We start from the raw sequence: 16453 nt of genomic DNA, 5'->3' as shown, positions 1-16453 counted from the left end.
TTCAATGAGTGAACAATCAAAATGAAAAAGCAATCCAAGATAAATTGGATTGCTTTTTACTATACATATTAAAGAACTGGAGCCATCGTTTCTTTTAATACTTGGACAGAGTGATCGAATTTTAATTCTTCGTCTTCACTTAATTCTACTTCTAAAATTTCACGAACACCGCCGCGGTTTAAAACAGCAGGTACGCCGATATAAACATCCTTTTGACCGTATTGACCTTCTAAGTAAGCTGATACTGTTAATACACTATTTTCGTCGTTTAAAATCGCCTTTGTAACACGTAGAAGTGACATACCAATACCATAGTAAGTTGCACCTTTTCGCTCAATAATATGGTAAGCTGCATCACGAACATTTATGAAGATTTTGTCTAAATCTTCTTGCGTGTATGTGTTGTCTTTATCAAGAAGCGTTTGTAGTTTTTGAATACCAATTGATACGTGACTCCAAACAGGAAGTTCCGTATCACCATGTTCTCCGATAATATAAGCATGAATGTTGTGTGGACCAATATTGAAGTACTCACCTAACATATAGCGGAAACGAGCAGAATCAAGTGTTGTACCAGAACCAATTACGCGTTCTTTTGGTAAACCAGATTCTTTCCAAGTTACGTAAGTTAAAATATCGACAGGGTTTGTTGCGATTAAGAAAATACCATCAAATCCGCTATCCATAATACTACGAACGATTTGTTTAAAGATTTTTGCGTTTTTCTCAACTAAATCTAAACGTGTTTCGCCTGGTTTTTGTGGTAATCCAGCTGTAATGACTACTAGATCAGCATCTTTACAATCTTCATAGCTGCCTTTCCATACTCTAGTTGGAGCTGGAGCGAATGGAACAGCATGACTTAAATCCATTGCTTCTCCCTCAGCTTTTGCCTCGTTTACATCAACTAAAACAAATTCTTCAGCCACAGCTTGGTTAATCATACAGTAAGCATAACTACATCCAACTGCCCCTGTTCCTACTAATACAACACGGTTAATACCTTTTTTCATTTCAAAATTCCTCGCAATTTCATTGATTTTATTATGTAAGATAATACGTCTTACTTCTATAGAGTCATATCTAGTTTATTACATTTTATAAAAGATATTCAAGTATTTGAAAATGTATCCGTGCAATTCTTTGCATGAAACATAGGAAGTAAGTGAACCGAATATAATGCAATAAAATCCTTTATTGAAGGGGAAAAGGGTATGATGCAGCCATTAACGATGGAAAGAATGCTTCATATTATTAATGTGGGGCTCGTTAAAACGAAGAATCCAAAGCAGATTATTATTGCTGGTGCAGGGATTTCGGGCTTAGTTGCAGCATCGTTATTGAAAGAAGCAGGGCATAACATAACAATTTTAGAAGCGAATAATCGAATAGGTGGAAGAATATATACAATCCGTGAACCATTTAGCTCTGGTTTATATTTTAATGCAGGACCGATGCGAATTCCTGAAACACACGAGTTAACTTTAGCTTATATTCGTAAATTTAAATTACCGTTAAATTTGTTTATAAATAAAACTGCTTCAGATATTATTTATACGAATCATATTAAAACGAGATTGAGCATATTCGAAAAAAATCCAAGTATACTTGGATATCCAATTGTAGAGAAGGAAAAAGGAAAAACGGCAGAAGAGTTAATGTTAGTAGTATTAGAGCCAATACTTAATTTTATAAAAAAAGATCCTAATAAAAACTGGATCATCGTTGAAAAAAAGTATAAAACATATTCGCTCGGCTCATTTTTAACTGAATATTATTCAGATGGTGCAATCGATATGATTGGGGTACTTCTTGATATGGAAGCATATATGGGAATGTCTTTAATTGAAGTATTACGTGAAATGATCTTTTTTACCTCAACAACAAAATATTATGAGATAACGGGCGGGATGGACGCATTACCAAATTCATTTTTACCGGAGTTAAAAGATAATATTTTTATGTCGTATAAAGTAGAAAAAATTATACAGGAAGATAATAAAGTAATGATGCAAGTAATACATGAAAAAACATTACAGTCATTTATCGTAACAGGAGACAGTGCTATAATTACAATTCCATTTTCAGCGTTACGGTTTGTAGAAGTTCAGCCATACCATTTATTCTCTTATTTTAAAAGACGAGCAATTCGTGAATTAAATTATATTGCTGCAACTAAAATTGCGATAGAGTTTAAAAGTAGATTTTGGGAGAAAGCGGGACAGTGTGGCGGTAAATCTATTACAGATTTACCTATACGGTTTACATATTATCCGAGTTATGGTATTCATACACCAGGGGCAGCTATCGTTTTAGCAAGTTATACGTGGGCAGATGAGGCGTTAACGTGGGATAGTCTCCTGCAAAGAGATCGCGTTCGTTACGCATTAAAAAATTTAGCGGAAATATATGGTGACATCGTCTATAGTGAGTTTGTTACCGGAACCTCTTTTAGTTGGAGTAAAAACCCGTATTCTTGCGGCGCATTTACAGCTTTCGAACCGGGCCAAGAGCTTGAGTTATTTCCGTGTATTACACCACCAGCTGGAAAAGTACACTTTGCAGGAGAGCATACGACATTAACACATGGGTGGATGCAAGGAGCGATAGAGTCTGGAATTAGAGTTGCTTATGAAGTAAACGAACAGTGAAGATATATTTACAAATCACTATTCTTTTAATAAAATAATAAATATAAATCGTAATTATTACGCTTTGAATACGTTTGAAATAAAGAAATGGATGGTCGATCACATGAATAAAGTAGAAATTCATATATTAGGTGGTTTTTTAGGTAGTGGAAAATCAACATTATTACAAAATTTATTGTTAGCAGAGAAAAAGAAGAATAGAAAAGTTGCAGTATTAATGAATGAAATTGGTGAATACTCGGTAGATACAGATATTATTGGAAAAGAGAATGTTTTAAGAGAGCTTCTGAAAGGATGTATTTGTTGTACGTTGAAAGAAGAGCTTGAAATACAATTGCATTCGTTATATCAGCAAGAAAGGCCGGATGTAATATATATAGAAACGACAGGTGTTGCGCATCCAATTGAAGTGTTAGATGCGTGTGTATCACCAATTTTAGCACCTTTCTTAGAAGTGAAATCAATTGTAGTCGTGTTAGATGCAGTAAGATGGTTAAATCGAAATGTATTAAGTGCAAACGTTCAGCAATTATTGCATGAGCAATTGAAGTTTGGTAGCCACATTTTAATTAATAAATCAGATTTACTAACAGATGCGGATAAGAACAAAGTAATTGAAGAAGTGAAAGTAATAAATAATCATGCGAGATTTTTTGAAACAAAATATTGTAATATATCTTTAGAAGATATAGAAGAAGCTGAATTTACGAATGATGGGGAACATGAGACACTACATGTAAAACAGCATTTACATATACAAACGATGACATACCAATTTACGAAATCGATTGATCAAGACAAATTATATGAATGGCTTTCGAATTTACCAGATAGTATTTATCGTGTAAAAGGATTTGTGAAATTCCATGGAGATAAATACCCGCACCTATTCCAATATTCATTTGGGGTACCAACTTTACTGGAACAAGACTTCGGTTTCCCGACGAACTTGGTAGTAATAGGGGAAGGGCTAGATAAGAAACAATTGGCTGAAGGGTTAGAGAAAGTAGAAAATAATTCTAATTAAGATTAAAGGTCTAACTTATTTTTAAGTTAGGCCTTTTTGTGTGTAGAAAAACACTTGCAGATTTTGTCTAACAATAACAATTGTAAAATTCGGAAATTTATTTATAATCAAATCTAAGAGGTGATTCAGGTGTCAGAAAAAATAATAATGGATGTAAAAAACTTAACAACAAAAGGATTAGAAACGAGAGAGAAATTATTGTGTGCTGCAGAAGAGGTGTTTGGTAATAAAGGATATTACGAGGCTTCTATCGTGAATATTACACAAGAAGCAAAGGTAGCGCACGGAACTTTCTATAATTACTTTCCATCTAAAAAAGATATATTTGATGAATTGATTCGCAGATTGAACCGTGAGTTACGCTTAATTATTAAAGAAGAAATGAAGGGAATATCAAGTTATGAAGAGGCACAAAGAAGAGGTTTTCAGGCTTTTTTTCGGTGGGTGAAGGATCGACCTAATCTATATAACATTGTACAACAGGCAGTAGTTGTTGATGACAACTTATATAGATGGTACTATGCAAAGCTCGCAAATGGGTTTTTAAAAAGTTTATCGGCTGGTATGGAAGCGGGAGAGTTTAAGCAACTTGATAAAGAAACAATTGCGTATTGTCTTATGTCAATTGGGCAATTTCTAGGAATGCGATGGGGTTATTGGGAAGAGAAAGATGTTCCAGAAGATGTATTTGAAGCAGCGATGTCATTAATATTTGAAGGATTGAGACAGAGATAAAGGAGTGGGGAAATATGCAAGGCATTGCTTATTGGATTGAAAAACGGTCCTATTTACATCCAGATCGCATTGCCATTATTACAGAAGAGGAGGAAATGACATATAAACAGTTACATGAGTATGTAAGTAAAGTAGCAGCATATTTAATTTACGAGGTAAATGTGCAAAAAGGAGAAAGGATAGCTATTTTATCACAGAACAGCTTGGAATATATTGTACTTTTGTTTGCTATAGCAAAAGTAGAATGTATTGCTGTTCCATTGAATATACGATTAACAGAAAATGAACTTATATTTCAGTTAAAAGATAGTGGAACTACAGTTTTATTTGTAGAGGAAACATTTCAAAATATGGCACTGTCAATGCATAAGGTATCGTACGTACAAAGAGTTATTTCGATTAAAACTTTAAAAGAAATAGAAGATAGAAAAAGTGACAACTTTGAAGAGATAAATGAAAGCGCATCCTTTATTATATGTTATACATCAGGTACAACAGGAAAACCGAAAGGAGCCGTACTTACACAAAAAAATATGTTTTGGAATGCGCTTAACAATACATTTGCGATTGACTTAACTATGCACGACCGCTCTATTGTATTATTACCTTTATTTCATATTGGTGGAATTGGTTTATTCGCATTTCCAACTTTATTTGCAGGTGGCGTAATCATTATTCCAAGAAAATTCGAACCAACCACAGCTCTTTCCATGATAGAAAAACATAAAGTGACTGTAGTGATGGGAGTACCTACAATTCATCAAGCATTAATTAATTCCCCAAAGTTTGAAACTACAAATTTACAATCAGTTCGCTGGTTTTATAATGGTGGTGCTCCATGTCCCGAAGAGTTGATGAGAGAATTTATAGATAGAGGATTTTTATTTGGTCAAGGCTTTGGTATGACTGAAACATCACCAACCGTATTTATGCTTTCAGAAGAAGATGCAAGACATAAAGTAGGTTCAATTGGAAAGCCTGTTCTGTTTTGTGATTATGTACTTATTGATGAAGACAAAAATAAGATTGAAATCGGTGAAGTTGGAGAGTTACTTATAAGAGGACCGAATGTAATGAAAGAATATTGGAATCGACCAGATGCAACAAAAGAAACGATTCAAGATGGTTGGTTATATACGGGAGATTTAGCTAAAGTTGATGAAGATGGTTTTGTATACATTGTCGGTAGAAAAAAAGAAATGATAATTTCCGGTGGTGAAAATATTTATCCACTTGAAGTAGAGCAGGTCATTAATAAGATTTCGGAGGTATATGAGGTAGCGGTCGTTGGTAGGCAACATGTAAAGTGGGGAGAGATTCCAATCGCCTTTATTGTGAAAAAGAGTAGCAGTGAATTAACTGAAAAGGAAGTCATTGAACATTGTTGTTTATTTCTAGCAAAATATAAAATTCCAAAAGAAATTGTATTTCTAGAGGAATTGCCCAAAAATGCAACTGGTAAAATTCAAAAAGTACAGTTAGCAAATCAATTGAAAAGCAGGTGAAGAGATGACGATGTATAGCACTGGTCAACAGGCATCATGTAGTAAAACAATAACAGAAACAGATTTTGTATTATTTGCAGGTTTGAGTGGGGATTTTAATCCAATTCATATTGATCATGAGTATGCGAAACAAACTAGATTTAATCAAAGAATAGCACATGGTTTACTAACTTCTAGTCTATTATCACAATTGCTTGGGATTCATTTACCTGGAAAAGGATCCGTTTATATGGAACAAACTATTAAATTTACAGCACCAGTTTTTATAGGAGATACAATTACAGCTACGGCTACAGTGCAAGAATTTATGAAAGAAAAGAGAGTTTTGAAATTGATAACTGAATGTCATAATCAAAAAGGAGATTTAGTATTGACAGGTGTAGCGACTATGATGGTGCCAAAAGAAGGGGGAGTGGTCTAATGAATATTGGGGTTGAAACGACTGGTGTTTTCTTCCCAAAAGGCGTAGAGACGGCTGCAGATCTATCTAAGAAAACAGGTATCCCTGAGAAAATTATTATAGAAAAGTTTGGCTTATATGAAAAACATGTCGCAGACGAAATGATGCATGCATCAGATTTAGCTATTGCTGCTGCAAAGCCAATATTATTACAAGTAGATCCTCAATCTATTGATGTGGTCATTTATTTTGGCAGTCCACATAAAGATTACCACGTATGGTCAAGTGCCCCAAAAATTCAGCATGAACTTGGATTGAAAAATGCTTATGCTTTTGAAATTATGAATGTTAGTTCTTGCTTTCCTATTGCTCTCAAAGTCGCAAAAGATATGCTTTACTCCGATAACTCAATTGAAAATATATTATTAGTAGGTGGATGTAAAGAATCTCAAATTGTAGATTATGATAATCCACGCTCACGTTTTATGTTTAATTTCGCTGATGGTGGAAGCGCAGCCTTAGTGAAAAAAGATGCTAGCAATGGTGAAATATTAGGAAGTGCGATTATAACAGATGGTTCATTTCATGAAGATGTACGTATTCCAGCAGGTGGATCAAAGCAGGTTGCGAGCTATGATACAGTTGAGAATCGACAACATTATATTGATGTAATAGATCCTAATAGTATGAAAGAACGTCTAGACCGGGTTTCAATCCCTAATTTTGACAAGGTTATTAGGGAGGCTTTAAGAAAAAGTGGATTTACTCCTAAAGATATTAAAGTATTGTTACCACTGCATACAAAACGTTCTATGTTAATAGAATTGATACAGGGACTAGGGCTAGAAGAAGAACAAGTTGTATATTTAGATCATTATGGACATATGTCAGCGCTTGATCCTTGCATTGGTCTTCACTTTGCAAATGAACAGGGAAAATTACAGCCTGGAGATATTGCAGTAGTAGTTAGTGCAGGGACTGGGTATACGTGGGCAGCGACTGTAATTAGGTGGTGAAAAATACTAGATGAATATATGTTAAATGGAGGTATTTGGAAAGAGGTGGCGAATGTAAAGGTACTTCATTAAATTTTTTAACAGATTTGTTTGTATGATTCAAAGAAAAAGTCATAATTACGGATGGATAACTTTGGCGTGTTTGACTCTATCAGAAAGAAAAGTATGGGGAGGATCACAATGTCGATGAAAAAACGTAAATGGCTAAGAATGATGGCTACTGGTTGTGTTTTAGGTTCGTTATTAATAACGGCCGCTTGTTCAGGAAAGAAAACAAGTACAGAGGATGAAAAGACGATTAAGGTAGGGGTTCTTGCATCATTAACAGGTCCATTAGAATCGTATGGAAAACAAACAATGAACGGATTTGAATTAGGGTTAGACTATGCAACGGGTGGAACTGGGAAAGTGGAAGGGAAGAAGATTAAGTTTGTTGTAGAAGATACGGAAACGAAAGCAGATGTAGCGGTGAAGAAAGCTACGAAATTATTAGAAGAAGAGAAAGTTGATTTTTTAGTCGGATCGTCTAGTTCGAGTGATACATTAGCGGTTTTACCATTAGCTGAAGAATATGAAAAAATAATGGTTGTAGAACCGGCGGTAGCTGATAGTATTACCGGTAAGAACTGGAATAAATATATTTTTAGAACAGGAAGAAATTCATCTCAAGATGCAGTCGCTGGTGCTGCAGCAATTGCTAAAAAAGATGTAAAAATAGCAACGTTAGCACAAGATAATGCTTACGGCCGTGAAGGAATTGCGGCATTTAAAGCTGGAGCGAAGAAGTTAGGTGCAAATATTGTAAACGAGCAATATGCTGATACAAATTCGACTGACTTCACTGCTAATATTCAAAATATCATTAGCTCAAAACCGGATTATTTATTTATCGTTTGGGCAGGTGCAAATTCACCTTGGAAACAGTTGAAAGATATGAATGTGGAAGCGCAAGGTATTAAAATTTCTACCGGTGCACCAGATATACCGGCATTAAAAACGATGGATGCGTTAGTAGGAATGCAAGGTTTTTCTGTTTATTATCATACACTCCCGAAAAATAAGGTGAATGATTGGTTAGTGGAAGAACATAAAAAACGATTTAATGGTGCGGTGCCAGATTTATTTACAGCAGGTGGAATGTCAGCGGCAATTTCTATTGTAGAAGCTTTAAAGAAAACAAAAGGTGATACAGATGTAGATACACTGATTAAGAAAATGGAAGGAATGGAATTTGAGACACCGAAAGGAAAGATGAAGTTTAGAGAAAAGGATCACCAAGCGATGCAGACACTGTATTCTATCACATTGAAAAAGCAAGATGGTGTTGACTATCCGGTGCCAGTATTAGAGCGAGAATTAACGATGAAAGAGACAGAACCACCAGTTCAAAATAAATAGACTGAATTTTCTGTTGTTTTTGTATAAAGAGGGAATACCCTCTTTATACGTATTTCTTTCATACTTAAAGCTATAAAGGGAGGGATTTCGTGACACATTTGCTTGAAACGAAAAATCTTAGTGTATCTTTTGGAGAGCATCATGTTATTAAGGATGTGAATTTGACAGTACAAAAAGGAAAGCTCATTTCCATTATTGGACCAAACGGTGCAGGAAAGACAACGTTATTTAATTTACTAAGTGGACAAATTTCTCCAACGAAGGGTGAAGTATATTTTAAAGGACAAGAGATTACAAAATTATCAATTTCAGATCGAACTCGATTAGGAATTGGCCGTTCCTTTCAGCTTACAAATATATTCCCAGAGTTAACGGTACTTGAAAATGTTCGTTTAAGTGTTCAATCATTTGTTCAAGATTACTATAGTTTTTTTCCGAGTTCGGCAAAATTTAAACAACAAGTAGGAGAGGCGAGACGGTTCTTAAAAACGGTATTACTTCAGGAAAAAGAACATGTATTAGCGAAAGATTTAGCGCATGGAGAAAAACGAAAGTTAGAGCTTGCGATGTTATTAGCTTTAAAAACGAATGTGTTACTACTTGATGAGCCGACGGCAGGTATATCAGTCGAGGAGGTACCGGCAATTTTACAAGTGATTGAAAATATTAAGAAACATCCAGAGAGTACAATTGTACTGATTGAACACAAAATGGATATGGTACTAGGTTTGTCAGACCATCTTATCGTTTTGTTCCATGGAGAGTTATTGGCTGAAGGTTTACCCGAAGAAATTATGAAAGATGAGCGTGTACAAAGTGCTTATTTAGGGGGATTATATAGTGGCACTATTACAAGTGAATAATATAGAGACGTACTTAGATCAGTTTCATATTTTGCAAGGGGTATCTCTTGCTGTTGAGAAAGGAACGATTACTGTACTGTTTGGAAGAAATGGGGCAGGGAAGACTACGACATTACGTTCGGTTATGGGTTTTCACCATATCGCACATGGTGAAATTTATTATGATAGTACACAAGTAAATGGATTATCTACACATTTAATTTCAAGGAAAGGAATAGGGTATGTACCAGAAAATCAAGGCATTTTTCACGACCTGACAGTAGAAGAAACATTCGCTCTTGCTAGAGGGAAGGGAGAAGAAGCAGAAGAGAAAATCGAGTGGATGCTTGAATTATTTCCAGATTTAAAGCAGTTTTGGCACAAAAAAAGTGGGCTCTTAAGCGGAGGGCAAAAGCAAATGCTAGCAATTTCAAGGGCATTTATAAATAGTGATGGTTTATTACTTATTGATGAGCCGAGTAAAGGCTTGTCCCCCATTATGATAGAAAAATTAATGATAGCCATTTTGAAAATGAAGAAGAAAACAACAGTTTTACTCGTTGAACAAAATTTTATGATGGCTAGTCAAATTGGTGATTATTTTTATATTATGGATAACGGAAAAATTGTTCATAACGGTTTTATGCATGAACTAAAAGAGGATAAGGAAATGTGTCACAAATATTTAGGAATCTCTTAACATGAATCCGGGGTGAAAAGGATGGATGTGTTAATCAATTTATTTGTAAATGGGATTTCAACTGGGATGCTCATTTTTTTATTAGCATCAGGTCTTTCACTTATTTTCGGTTTAATGAGCGTTCTAAACTTCGCACATGGTGGTTTATTTGCGTGGGGAGCATTTACAGGAGTTTGGCTATTTAATATGACAGGTAGTTATGTATTAGCGTTAATTGGAGCAATTGCAATGGGTATGTTTCTTGGATTCATTTTAGAAAGGTTCCTTATCAGACCGGTATATGGAAATCATGTTCGCCAGCTTCTTGTGACGCTTGGAGGAATGCTTGTACTTAGTGAATGTATTAAAGTATTTTGGGGACCGAATCCAATTGGTGCGAAATTACCGTTGTGGTTACAAGGAAGCTTTACATTTGACGGCGTTATATTAATTAAATATCGTCTATTCGTTATTTTAATTGGGATCATCATTTACATTGCCTTACTATTATTGCTCAAAAAAACAAAGATAGGTCTTATGATACGTGCAGGTGTAATGGATAAAGAGATGGTTCAAGCGCTCGGTATTAACGTAAAAGCGATATTTTCTTTCGTCTTTTTATTAGGAGCAGGGATGGCAGCGTTGGGAGGATTTCTACTAGCACCTTATTCAGGCGTTATTTTTGCCGAGATGGGTATGCAGTATGCGATTTTAGCTTTTATAGTAGTAATTATTGGAGGGCTAGGAAGCGTACAAGGTTCGGCAATCGCTTCTTTAATTGTCGGATTAGCTGGTGCTTTTACAGCGTATTTTATACCGGATTTATCACTTGCAATTAATATGTTAATGTTACTATTTTTCTTAATAGTAAAGCCAAACGGACTTGTTGGTGAAAAGGGGTGAAATGGTGAACAACACATCAAATCGAATTAAAGTATACTTCGGAGTATGTATGCTCATTTGTTTAAGTGTATTTCCATTCGTAAATGATTCACGAAGTTTGTTAATTTTGTTCACTCAAATCTTCATCTTTGCTATTTTTGCAATGAGTTTTGATGTATTGCTTGGATATACAGGAATTGTATCGTTCGGTCATTGTATGTTCTTTGGGATAGGAGCATATGGTGTAGCGCTTTTATTTGATCGGCAAGGAGTATCTATAACGAACTTTTTTATAGGGCTAGTAGTTGCAATTATCATTTCAGCAATTGTTAGTTATATAATCGGCTTGCTTTCTTTGCGGCTGAAAAGTCATTTTTATGCAATGTTAACACTTGCTATTTCACAGTTGTTTTTCGTACTTGCTGAAAAATGGCGTGGGCTTACTCATGGGGGAGATGGTTTTACATTTGGTGTACCAGATTTATTCCGTGACCGTTTTACGTTTTATTATGTAACGCTTATATGTTTAATTGTCATTTTTATTCTGTTACGTCTTTTCACAAAATCTTCTATTGGAAAAGTATTAAAGGCAATTTCACAAAATGAGCAACGTGTTGAAGCGCTAGGGTATAAAGTTCTTCATTATAAAATTATTGCTAGTATTGTGGCAGGAGTAGTAGCTGCGATTAGTGGTGGTTTATTTGTTATCACACTACGCTTTGTAAATACAACTGTATTTTCAATTGAAATGACATTAAATGCATTATTGATGACGATGATTGGAGGCGTTGGAACGCTAATTGGAGCAATTGCGGGAGCTGGCATTATTGAATCACTGAAATATTATTTATCAGAACTAGCTACAGCGTATCCGATTTTTGAACGATGGACGATTATTCTTGGTTTATTGTACATTATCGTATTGCTAGTTTTCCCGAAAGGATTAGTTGGAACGGTAAAGAGCCTGAAGAATATGAAACGGAGTAAGAAGGAGAAAAGTGCAGAAGTGGAGCAAAACGTGTGAAAAATCAATTGTATAGAATATGAAAATCCCTCTTTTAGATTTGTAAAGGAGGGATTTTTATCCCGCATTAACGGGCAGTAAGACCCCTACCTCAAAATTCAGCGGAATCAAAGAAGTTAGATGGGGGATCAACTGCCCCTAAAATCCCGATTGGTTCAACTAATAATCAGTGGGGGATGAACAAAACCCCCACTGATTAAAGTTTCACTTTATTGGTATATGCAATTTTAGTTAGTTTACAGCTATTATATTAATCAAATAGTTCATCAGGGATTTGTTTTAAAGAGTTTTGATTTATAAAAAAATGGATAGCTAATTTCTCAATTGGAACACCTTCAATTGGTACCAATTTATCATTATTAATCGGTAAAAAGGCTATTCCTTTTCCGTCCTGAATAAACTCTTCTATAAGCGAATAAGAATCTAATTGTTGAAGTTGACGCTGAGATAAATTATTTTCTTTTAGAAATTGTATCGTCTTATTTCTAAAAGGACACTTTTTGTCATTACTAACGAAGAAGAGTTCATGCGAATAGTCAATGGTTCGTGTTTCTTTCGCTTTTAATAAGCCTACAGAAATTGAAGCAGTAACTACTTTTTTAAAAGCAGCATTGGGATCATCCTCATAAGTAATGACCATATCAACTTTTTGTTGTTGCAGTAATTTTTGCAAATGACTACTATTTTCTACATATATTTGATAATTTCGGAGATTTTCTTTAATACGCTTACTTACATAATTAGTCAAAATAGATTGTGACGTCGCGATTATATAAGAAGAACCACTCGTTTTAATTTTATCTTTCGCTTCTTCTACGAGAGTTAATATTTGATTCGTGTAGTCTAATAAAATGTCACCAGAAGGTAATAAGGAAACGCCTTTGTTATCTCTATGTAGTAAAGGTGTTTCTAATTCTTGTTCTAATTTTTTGATACGCTCAGATATGTTCGGTTGAACATATCCTAACTCTTTAGCAGCTTTACTAATAGAACCTTCGCTAGCTACAGTTTTGAATATAATAAGATCATTTATTTCCATATATCTCAGCCCCTTATACGGTATCATTATAAATGATATCAAACATAATTTATACCTATTTTACGGTAGTCAATCATCGGTTTATCATTGTGTATATAAGATAGAAAGTGAGTGATAAACATGATTGGAATGCAATATAAGGTCATTTTGCCAAAGGATTATGACATGGAAATTATAAAAAAAAGGGTAAAGGATAATGGGCATAAAACGGATGGGTTTCAAGAATTGAATTTCAAAGCATATTTAATTACTGAAGCAGGTAAGGAAGGGAATTTCTATAACTGTTATGCACCTTTATATATTTGGAATGGCCATGAAGGAATGAACAAATTTATCTTTGAAGGGTACTACGATAATATTTTACAATCTTTTGGGTGGCAACAAATAAATATAGGTATTCCATTAGTTGTTAATTTAAGTGATGATTTTAAGAAATGTAAGTATGTTGTTGAATACGTGGGGAGTATTTCTCAAAAGAATTCATTGATTGAAACTCAATTTAACTTTTTTAATAAGAATGTCCAGAATACAGAAAATTGTAAAGGGAATGTAATAGTGTATAACCCAGATAAGTGGGGATATAGTCAGTTTGAATTTTATGAAGTAAAGCCTGAAATTGAAGAGATAGAGGATATTACATTATATGAGGTTTTACACATTTCACAGTAGATGCAGAATTGAAATAGAAATAAATTATTTATAAAAAGTCCATTTTGATTCAAGTAATAATGTTCAAAATGGACTTTTCTTAATTATCTTATGTATATTCAAAACAAATTACTGCTTTTCTTAATTCTTTATTAAAGAATAAGTAAATACGATCGGCACCATAAGCTTGAAAATAATATCCTGTAACAAATCCAACATATGTAAAGGGATGTCCATATTCATCTTTTGGTACATATAGAAGATTCGTAAAGTCAAAAATTTCGTCTTCGTTATCGCAGTCTTCTAATAATTCTTCACCTTCTTCTGTCATAAAACGAACATCATCTAAGATACCGTTTACAACAGGATAATTTAATCCCCAGCCATTTGTTTGTTTTTCAGCAAACTCTTGTTCTAATACTTCAACAGATGTTATTTCTTTTCCAAAGCTAGAATAAGGATAAATTTTTTGATTACGTTGAAAATACTCTTTACGGATTTGATAATCTCTTTCATTACTCTCATAGGCTTGTTCTATTATGTCAGAATTATTTTGTTCGATTTCGAAATAATTCCAATCCGCTTCAAATTTATATTTTCCATTAATGACATCGAATCCTAATGTATCTGCTTTCGTAAAATTTGTGTGAAATGGTTTGGTGAAATCACCCACGCAACCATCATGGATTTCTTTTGCTGACACAATATGTAACCATTCGTCCAATTCCGGTTCAATACATTGTAAGTTTATAGAACAAATGGGTAAAAAGTGCTTTTTATGTTGTTCCAAACTATCATAAAATATGTCTTCATATTCAGGGAATGGTTTTATAAATTGTTTAGAAATATGCATGTTCTGCCCACCTTTATATTAGTGATTTGTTTAATTTTATCATTTTATTTGAATTTTTTCTTATTTAAAAATTTATGATACTCATAGTTATGGGAATAAAGAGTTCGTAAGTAAGGTAGATATCTTATTATTGTTAAGATTTTATCATATGTCGAACAGTTGAGAGATGAAGCTAAGTAAGATTTCATACTTATACGTAGCCTTACTACATTCGACACATAGCGACAATATACTGTTCATTTATCTGTTAGTATAATATATAGTTCTTGGGGATTTTTATCATTTTCACATTGGGGGAAGGGAATTTATGTTTAAAAAAATCGCGACAGTCACTTTAGCAGGGACGTTAGCTTTCAGTTTATCGGCATGTGATGAGAAGAAAGAAGTAGCTAAAACTGTATCAAATAATACGAAGGAAGAGCAAAGTAGTGCCAAAAAAGAAAATACGAAGAATGAAGATACAAGAGAATATAATGTTGAAAAAACTACTCAAATTAGAAATCAAAAATTAACAATCCATAAAGTACAAATAGCACAAGTAGCAGAATATGATAAGCTGGAAAAAGGTAATGAGTTTGTTATTGTTCATGTTACAGTAGAGAATATTGGTAATCAAAAAGTTAGAATTAACCCATTAGATTTTTACCTTGAAAGAGGCGATGGAAGTATTGTTGACCATACATTTTCAACTAGTAATAAAAACGTTTTTAAAATTAAAGATGTAGATCCAAACGGTAAGATAACAGGAGCCATAACGTTTGAAGCGAAAAAAGGGGATTCTAATCTTGAATTAATTTATAGACCTGATGTTATGTCTAAAGAGGAAGTAAAAGTAGAACTTAAATGATTTATCCCGTAAAAGCCCAATTGGTGTAAACAAGGTTTTTTTATGCAAACTTATACAGGTTTTACATGAAGACGGTATGCTCAAATGAATTTACGGTACGATAAAAGAAAATAATAGATTAGATGGTGTGAATTTCAAACAAACTGTTTTGAAAACAAAAAATAAATGCATGATAAGGATTGGCGTTGGAGCTTAATCCTTTTTTTATGGAGATGTAGAGAATGGCAAGTAGACCTAATACTACACGAGTGATGCCTTTAGTTAAGTAAAAGTAAGTTGAGTTATATAAAAAATGTGATTTTCTCTTGCATTACTATCACTTGAGTGGTAAAGTGATAGTAGGATTCACGATAGGAAGTGATCAAACATGCGTGATAATACGATAGGGTCATTAATATGGTTACGTTTAATACGATTTACGAACCAAAGTAATCAGATGTCAAATGAGTTTTTAAAACGTTTTGATTTAACGACAGCTCAATTTGATGTGCTTTTACAAATACGTACGTATCAACCACTAACGCAAATGGAATTAGCTGAAAAGGTAACTGTTACACAAGGTGGTATTTCTCGAATGTTAACTCGTCTTGAAAAAGAAGGATATATAGTACGAAAACAAGACTGGAAAACGAAAACAATTAGTCTGACAGAGCAAGGGGAAGCAGCTTTAGAGAGAGCGTTGCCAGAGCAACTTGCATTTCAATCATCGTTTTTTGATGATGTATTAAATGAAGAAGAGCAGAAAATATTATACGAGCTGATGACGAAAGTTCATAAGCATAGTGAAAAAAAAGAATTGCCGCAAGAGTAATTTTTTTTTACACCATCAATTGACTAATCAAGTGATGGTGTAAGTAATAGGGAGATACACTTGACTTACAAACATTTTTAGAAGAGAAACTAATAT

17 protein-coding genes are annotated in these 16453 nt (G+C 33.9%); 14 read left to right on the top strand and 3 right to left on the bottom strand.

Annotated elements, in window-relative coordinates:
- Positions 1 to 68: 68 nt before the first annotated feature.
- Entirely contained in the window at positions 69 to 1013 is a 945-nt protein-coding gene (locus tag KVT31_RS06890; protein WP_088096040.1) for an L-lactate dehydrogenase, read from the bottom strand.
- A gap of 201 nt (positions 1014 to 1214) precedes the next feature.
- Here KVT31_RS06890 and KVT31_RS06885 point away from each other — a divergent pair, with 201 nt between their 5' ends.
- From KVT31_RS06885 to KVT31_RS06835, 11 genes are all read left to right on the top strand, one after another.
- The gene (locus tag KVT31_RS06885) at positions 1215 to 2651 is read left to right on the top strand and encodes a flavin monoamine oxidase family protein (protein ID WP_088096041.1); all 1437 of its coding nucleotides are present in this window, start codon (positions 1215 to 1217) and stop codon (positions 2649 to 2651) included.
- Between the two features lie 103 nt (positions 2652 to 2754).
- Positions 2755 to 3678, top strand: coding sequence for a CobW family GTP-binding protein (locus KVT31_RS06880; RefSeq protein WP_088096042.1), 924 nt, complete (start codon positions 2755 to 2757; stop codon positions 3676 to 3678).
- 129 nt (positions 3679 to 3807) lie between these two features.
- Positions 3808 to 4413: a TetR/AcrR family transcriptional regulator gene (locus KVT31_RS06875; protein ID WP_140384314.1), complete on the top strand. Its 606-nt coding sequence runs from the start codon at positions 3808 to 3810 to the stop codon at positions 4411 to 4413.
- A 14-nt stretch (positions 4414 to 4427) separates the two neighbouring features.
- Positions 4428 to 5918: an o-succinylbenzoate--CoA ligase gene (locus tag KVT31_RS06870; protein WP_088096043.1), complete on the top strand. Its 1491-nt coding sequence runs from the start codon at positions 4428 to 4430 to the stop codon at positions 5916 to 5918.
- 4 nt (positions 5919 to 5922) lie between these two features.
- Positions 5923 to 6339 (top strand): MaoC family dehydratase, encoded by a 417-nt coding sequence (locus tag KVT31_RS06865; RefSeq protein WP_063261802.1) that lies wholly within the window; start codon positions 5923 to 5925, stop codon positions 6337 to 6339.
- Positions 6339 to 7334 carry a 3-oxoacyl-ACP synthase gene (locus tag KVT31_RS06860; RefSeq protein WP_088096044.1) on the top strand — a complete coding sequence of 332 codons (996 nt, stop codon included), beginning with the start codon at positions 6339 to 6341 and terminating at the stop codon, positions 7332 to 7334. The genes KVT31_RS06865 and KVT31_RS06860 overlap by 1 nt, the downstream gene beginning before the upstream one ends.
- 180 nt (positions 7335 to 7514) lie before the next feature.
- Positions 7515 to 8732, top strand: coding sequence for a substrate-binding domain-containing protein (locus KVT31_RS06855; protein WP_000062016.1), 1218 nt, complete (start codon positions 7515 to 7517; stop codon positions 8730 to 8732).
- Positions 8733 to 8821: 89 nt separating this feature from the next.
- On the top strand, positions 8822 to 9595 hold the full coding sequence (locus tag KVT31_RS06850) for an ABC transporter ATP-binding protein (protein ID WP_088096045.1): 774 nt from the start codon (positions 8822 to 8824) through the stop codon (positions 9593 to 9595).
- The gene (locus KVT31_RS06845) at positions 9573 to 10274 is read left to right on the top strand and encodes a branched-chain amino acid ABC transporter ATP-binding protein (protein ID WP_064476363.1); all 702 of its coding nucleotides are present in this window, start codon (positions 9573 to 9575) and stop codon (positions 10272 to 10274) included. Before KVT31_RS06850 ends, KVT31_RS06845 begins: the two co-directional genes overlap by 23 nt.
- A 21-nt stretch (positions 10275 to 10295) precedes the next feature.
- Positions 10296 to 11156 (top strand): branched-chain amino acid ABC transporter permease, encoded by an 861-nt coding sequence (locus KVT31_RS06840; protein ID WP_088096046.1) that lies wholly within the window; start codon positions 10296 to 10298, stop codon positions 11154 to 11156.
- Positions 11157 to 11205: 49 nt separating this feature from the next.
- Positions 11206 to 12159, top strand: a complete 954-nt coding sequence (locus KVT31_RS06835) for a branched-chain amino acid ABC transporter permease (RefSeq protein WP_140392439.1) — start codon at positions 11206 to 11208, stop codon at positions 12157 to 12159.
- 250 nt (positions 12160 to 12409) lie between these two features.
- On the opposite strand, the gene KVT31_RS06830 is transcribed toward KVT31_RS06835, so the two are convergent.
- Positions 12410 to 13198 (bottom strand): LysR family transcriptional regulator, encoded by a 789-nt coding sequence (locus tag KVT31_RS06830; protein WP_088096048.1) that lies wholly within the window; start codon positions 13196 to 13198, stop codon positions 12410 to 12412.
- A gap of 120 nt (positions 13199 to 13318) precedes the next feature.
- On the opposite strand from KVT31_RS06830, the gene KVT31_RS06825 reads away from it, so the two are divergent.
- Positions 13319 to 13867: a DUF4865 family protein gene (locus KVT31_RS06825; RefSeq protein WP_088096049.1), complete on the top strand. Its 549-nt coding sequence runs from the start codon at positions 13319 to 13321 to the stop codon at positions 13865 to 13867.
- 88 nt (positions 13868 to 13955) lie between these two features.
- On the opposite strand, the gene KVT31_RS06820 is transcribed toward KVT31_RS06825, so the two are convergent.
- Positions 13956 to 14699, bottom strand: coding sequence for a siderophore biosynthesis protein (locus KVT31_RS06820; RefSeq protein ID WP_088096050.1), 744 nt, complete (start codon positions 14697 to 14699; stop codon positions 13956 to 13958).
- 307 nt (positions 14700 to 15006) lie between these two features.
- On the opposite strand from KVT31_RS06820, the gene KVT31_RS06815 reads away from it, so the two are divergent.
- Entirely contained in the window at positions 15007 to 15546 is a 540-nt protein-coding gene (locus KVT31_RS06815; RefSeq protein ID WP_088096051.1) for a DUF4352 domain-containing protein, read from the top strand.
- A gap of 367 nt (positions 15547 to 15913) precedes the next feature.
- Positions 15914 to 16357: a MarR family winged helix-turn-helix transcriptional regulator gene (locus KVT31_RS06810; protein WP_001205523.1), complete on the top strand. Its 444-nt coding sequence runs from the start codon at positions 15914 to 15916 to the stop codon at positions 16355 to 16357.
- Positions 16358 to 16453: the final 96 nt, after the last annotated feature.

Origin of the sequence: Bacillus sp. GbtcB14, from assembly GCF_019091205.1 — a bacterium.
In the GTDB taxonomy this organism is placed as follows: Bacteria; Bacillota; Bacilli; order Bacillales; family Bacillaceae_G; genus Bacillus_A; species Bacillus_A cereus_AG.
This window is presented reverse-complemented; position numbering and strand designations above follow the sequence as displayed.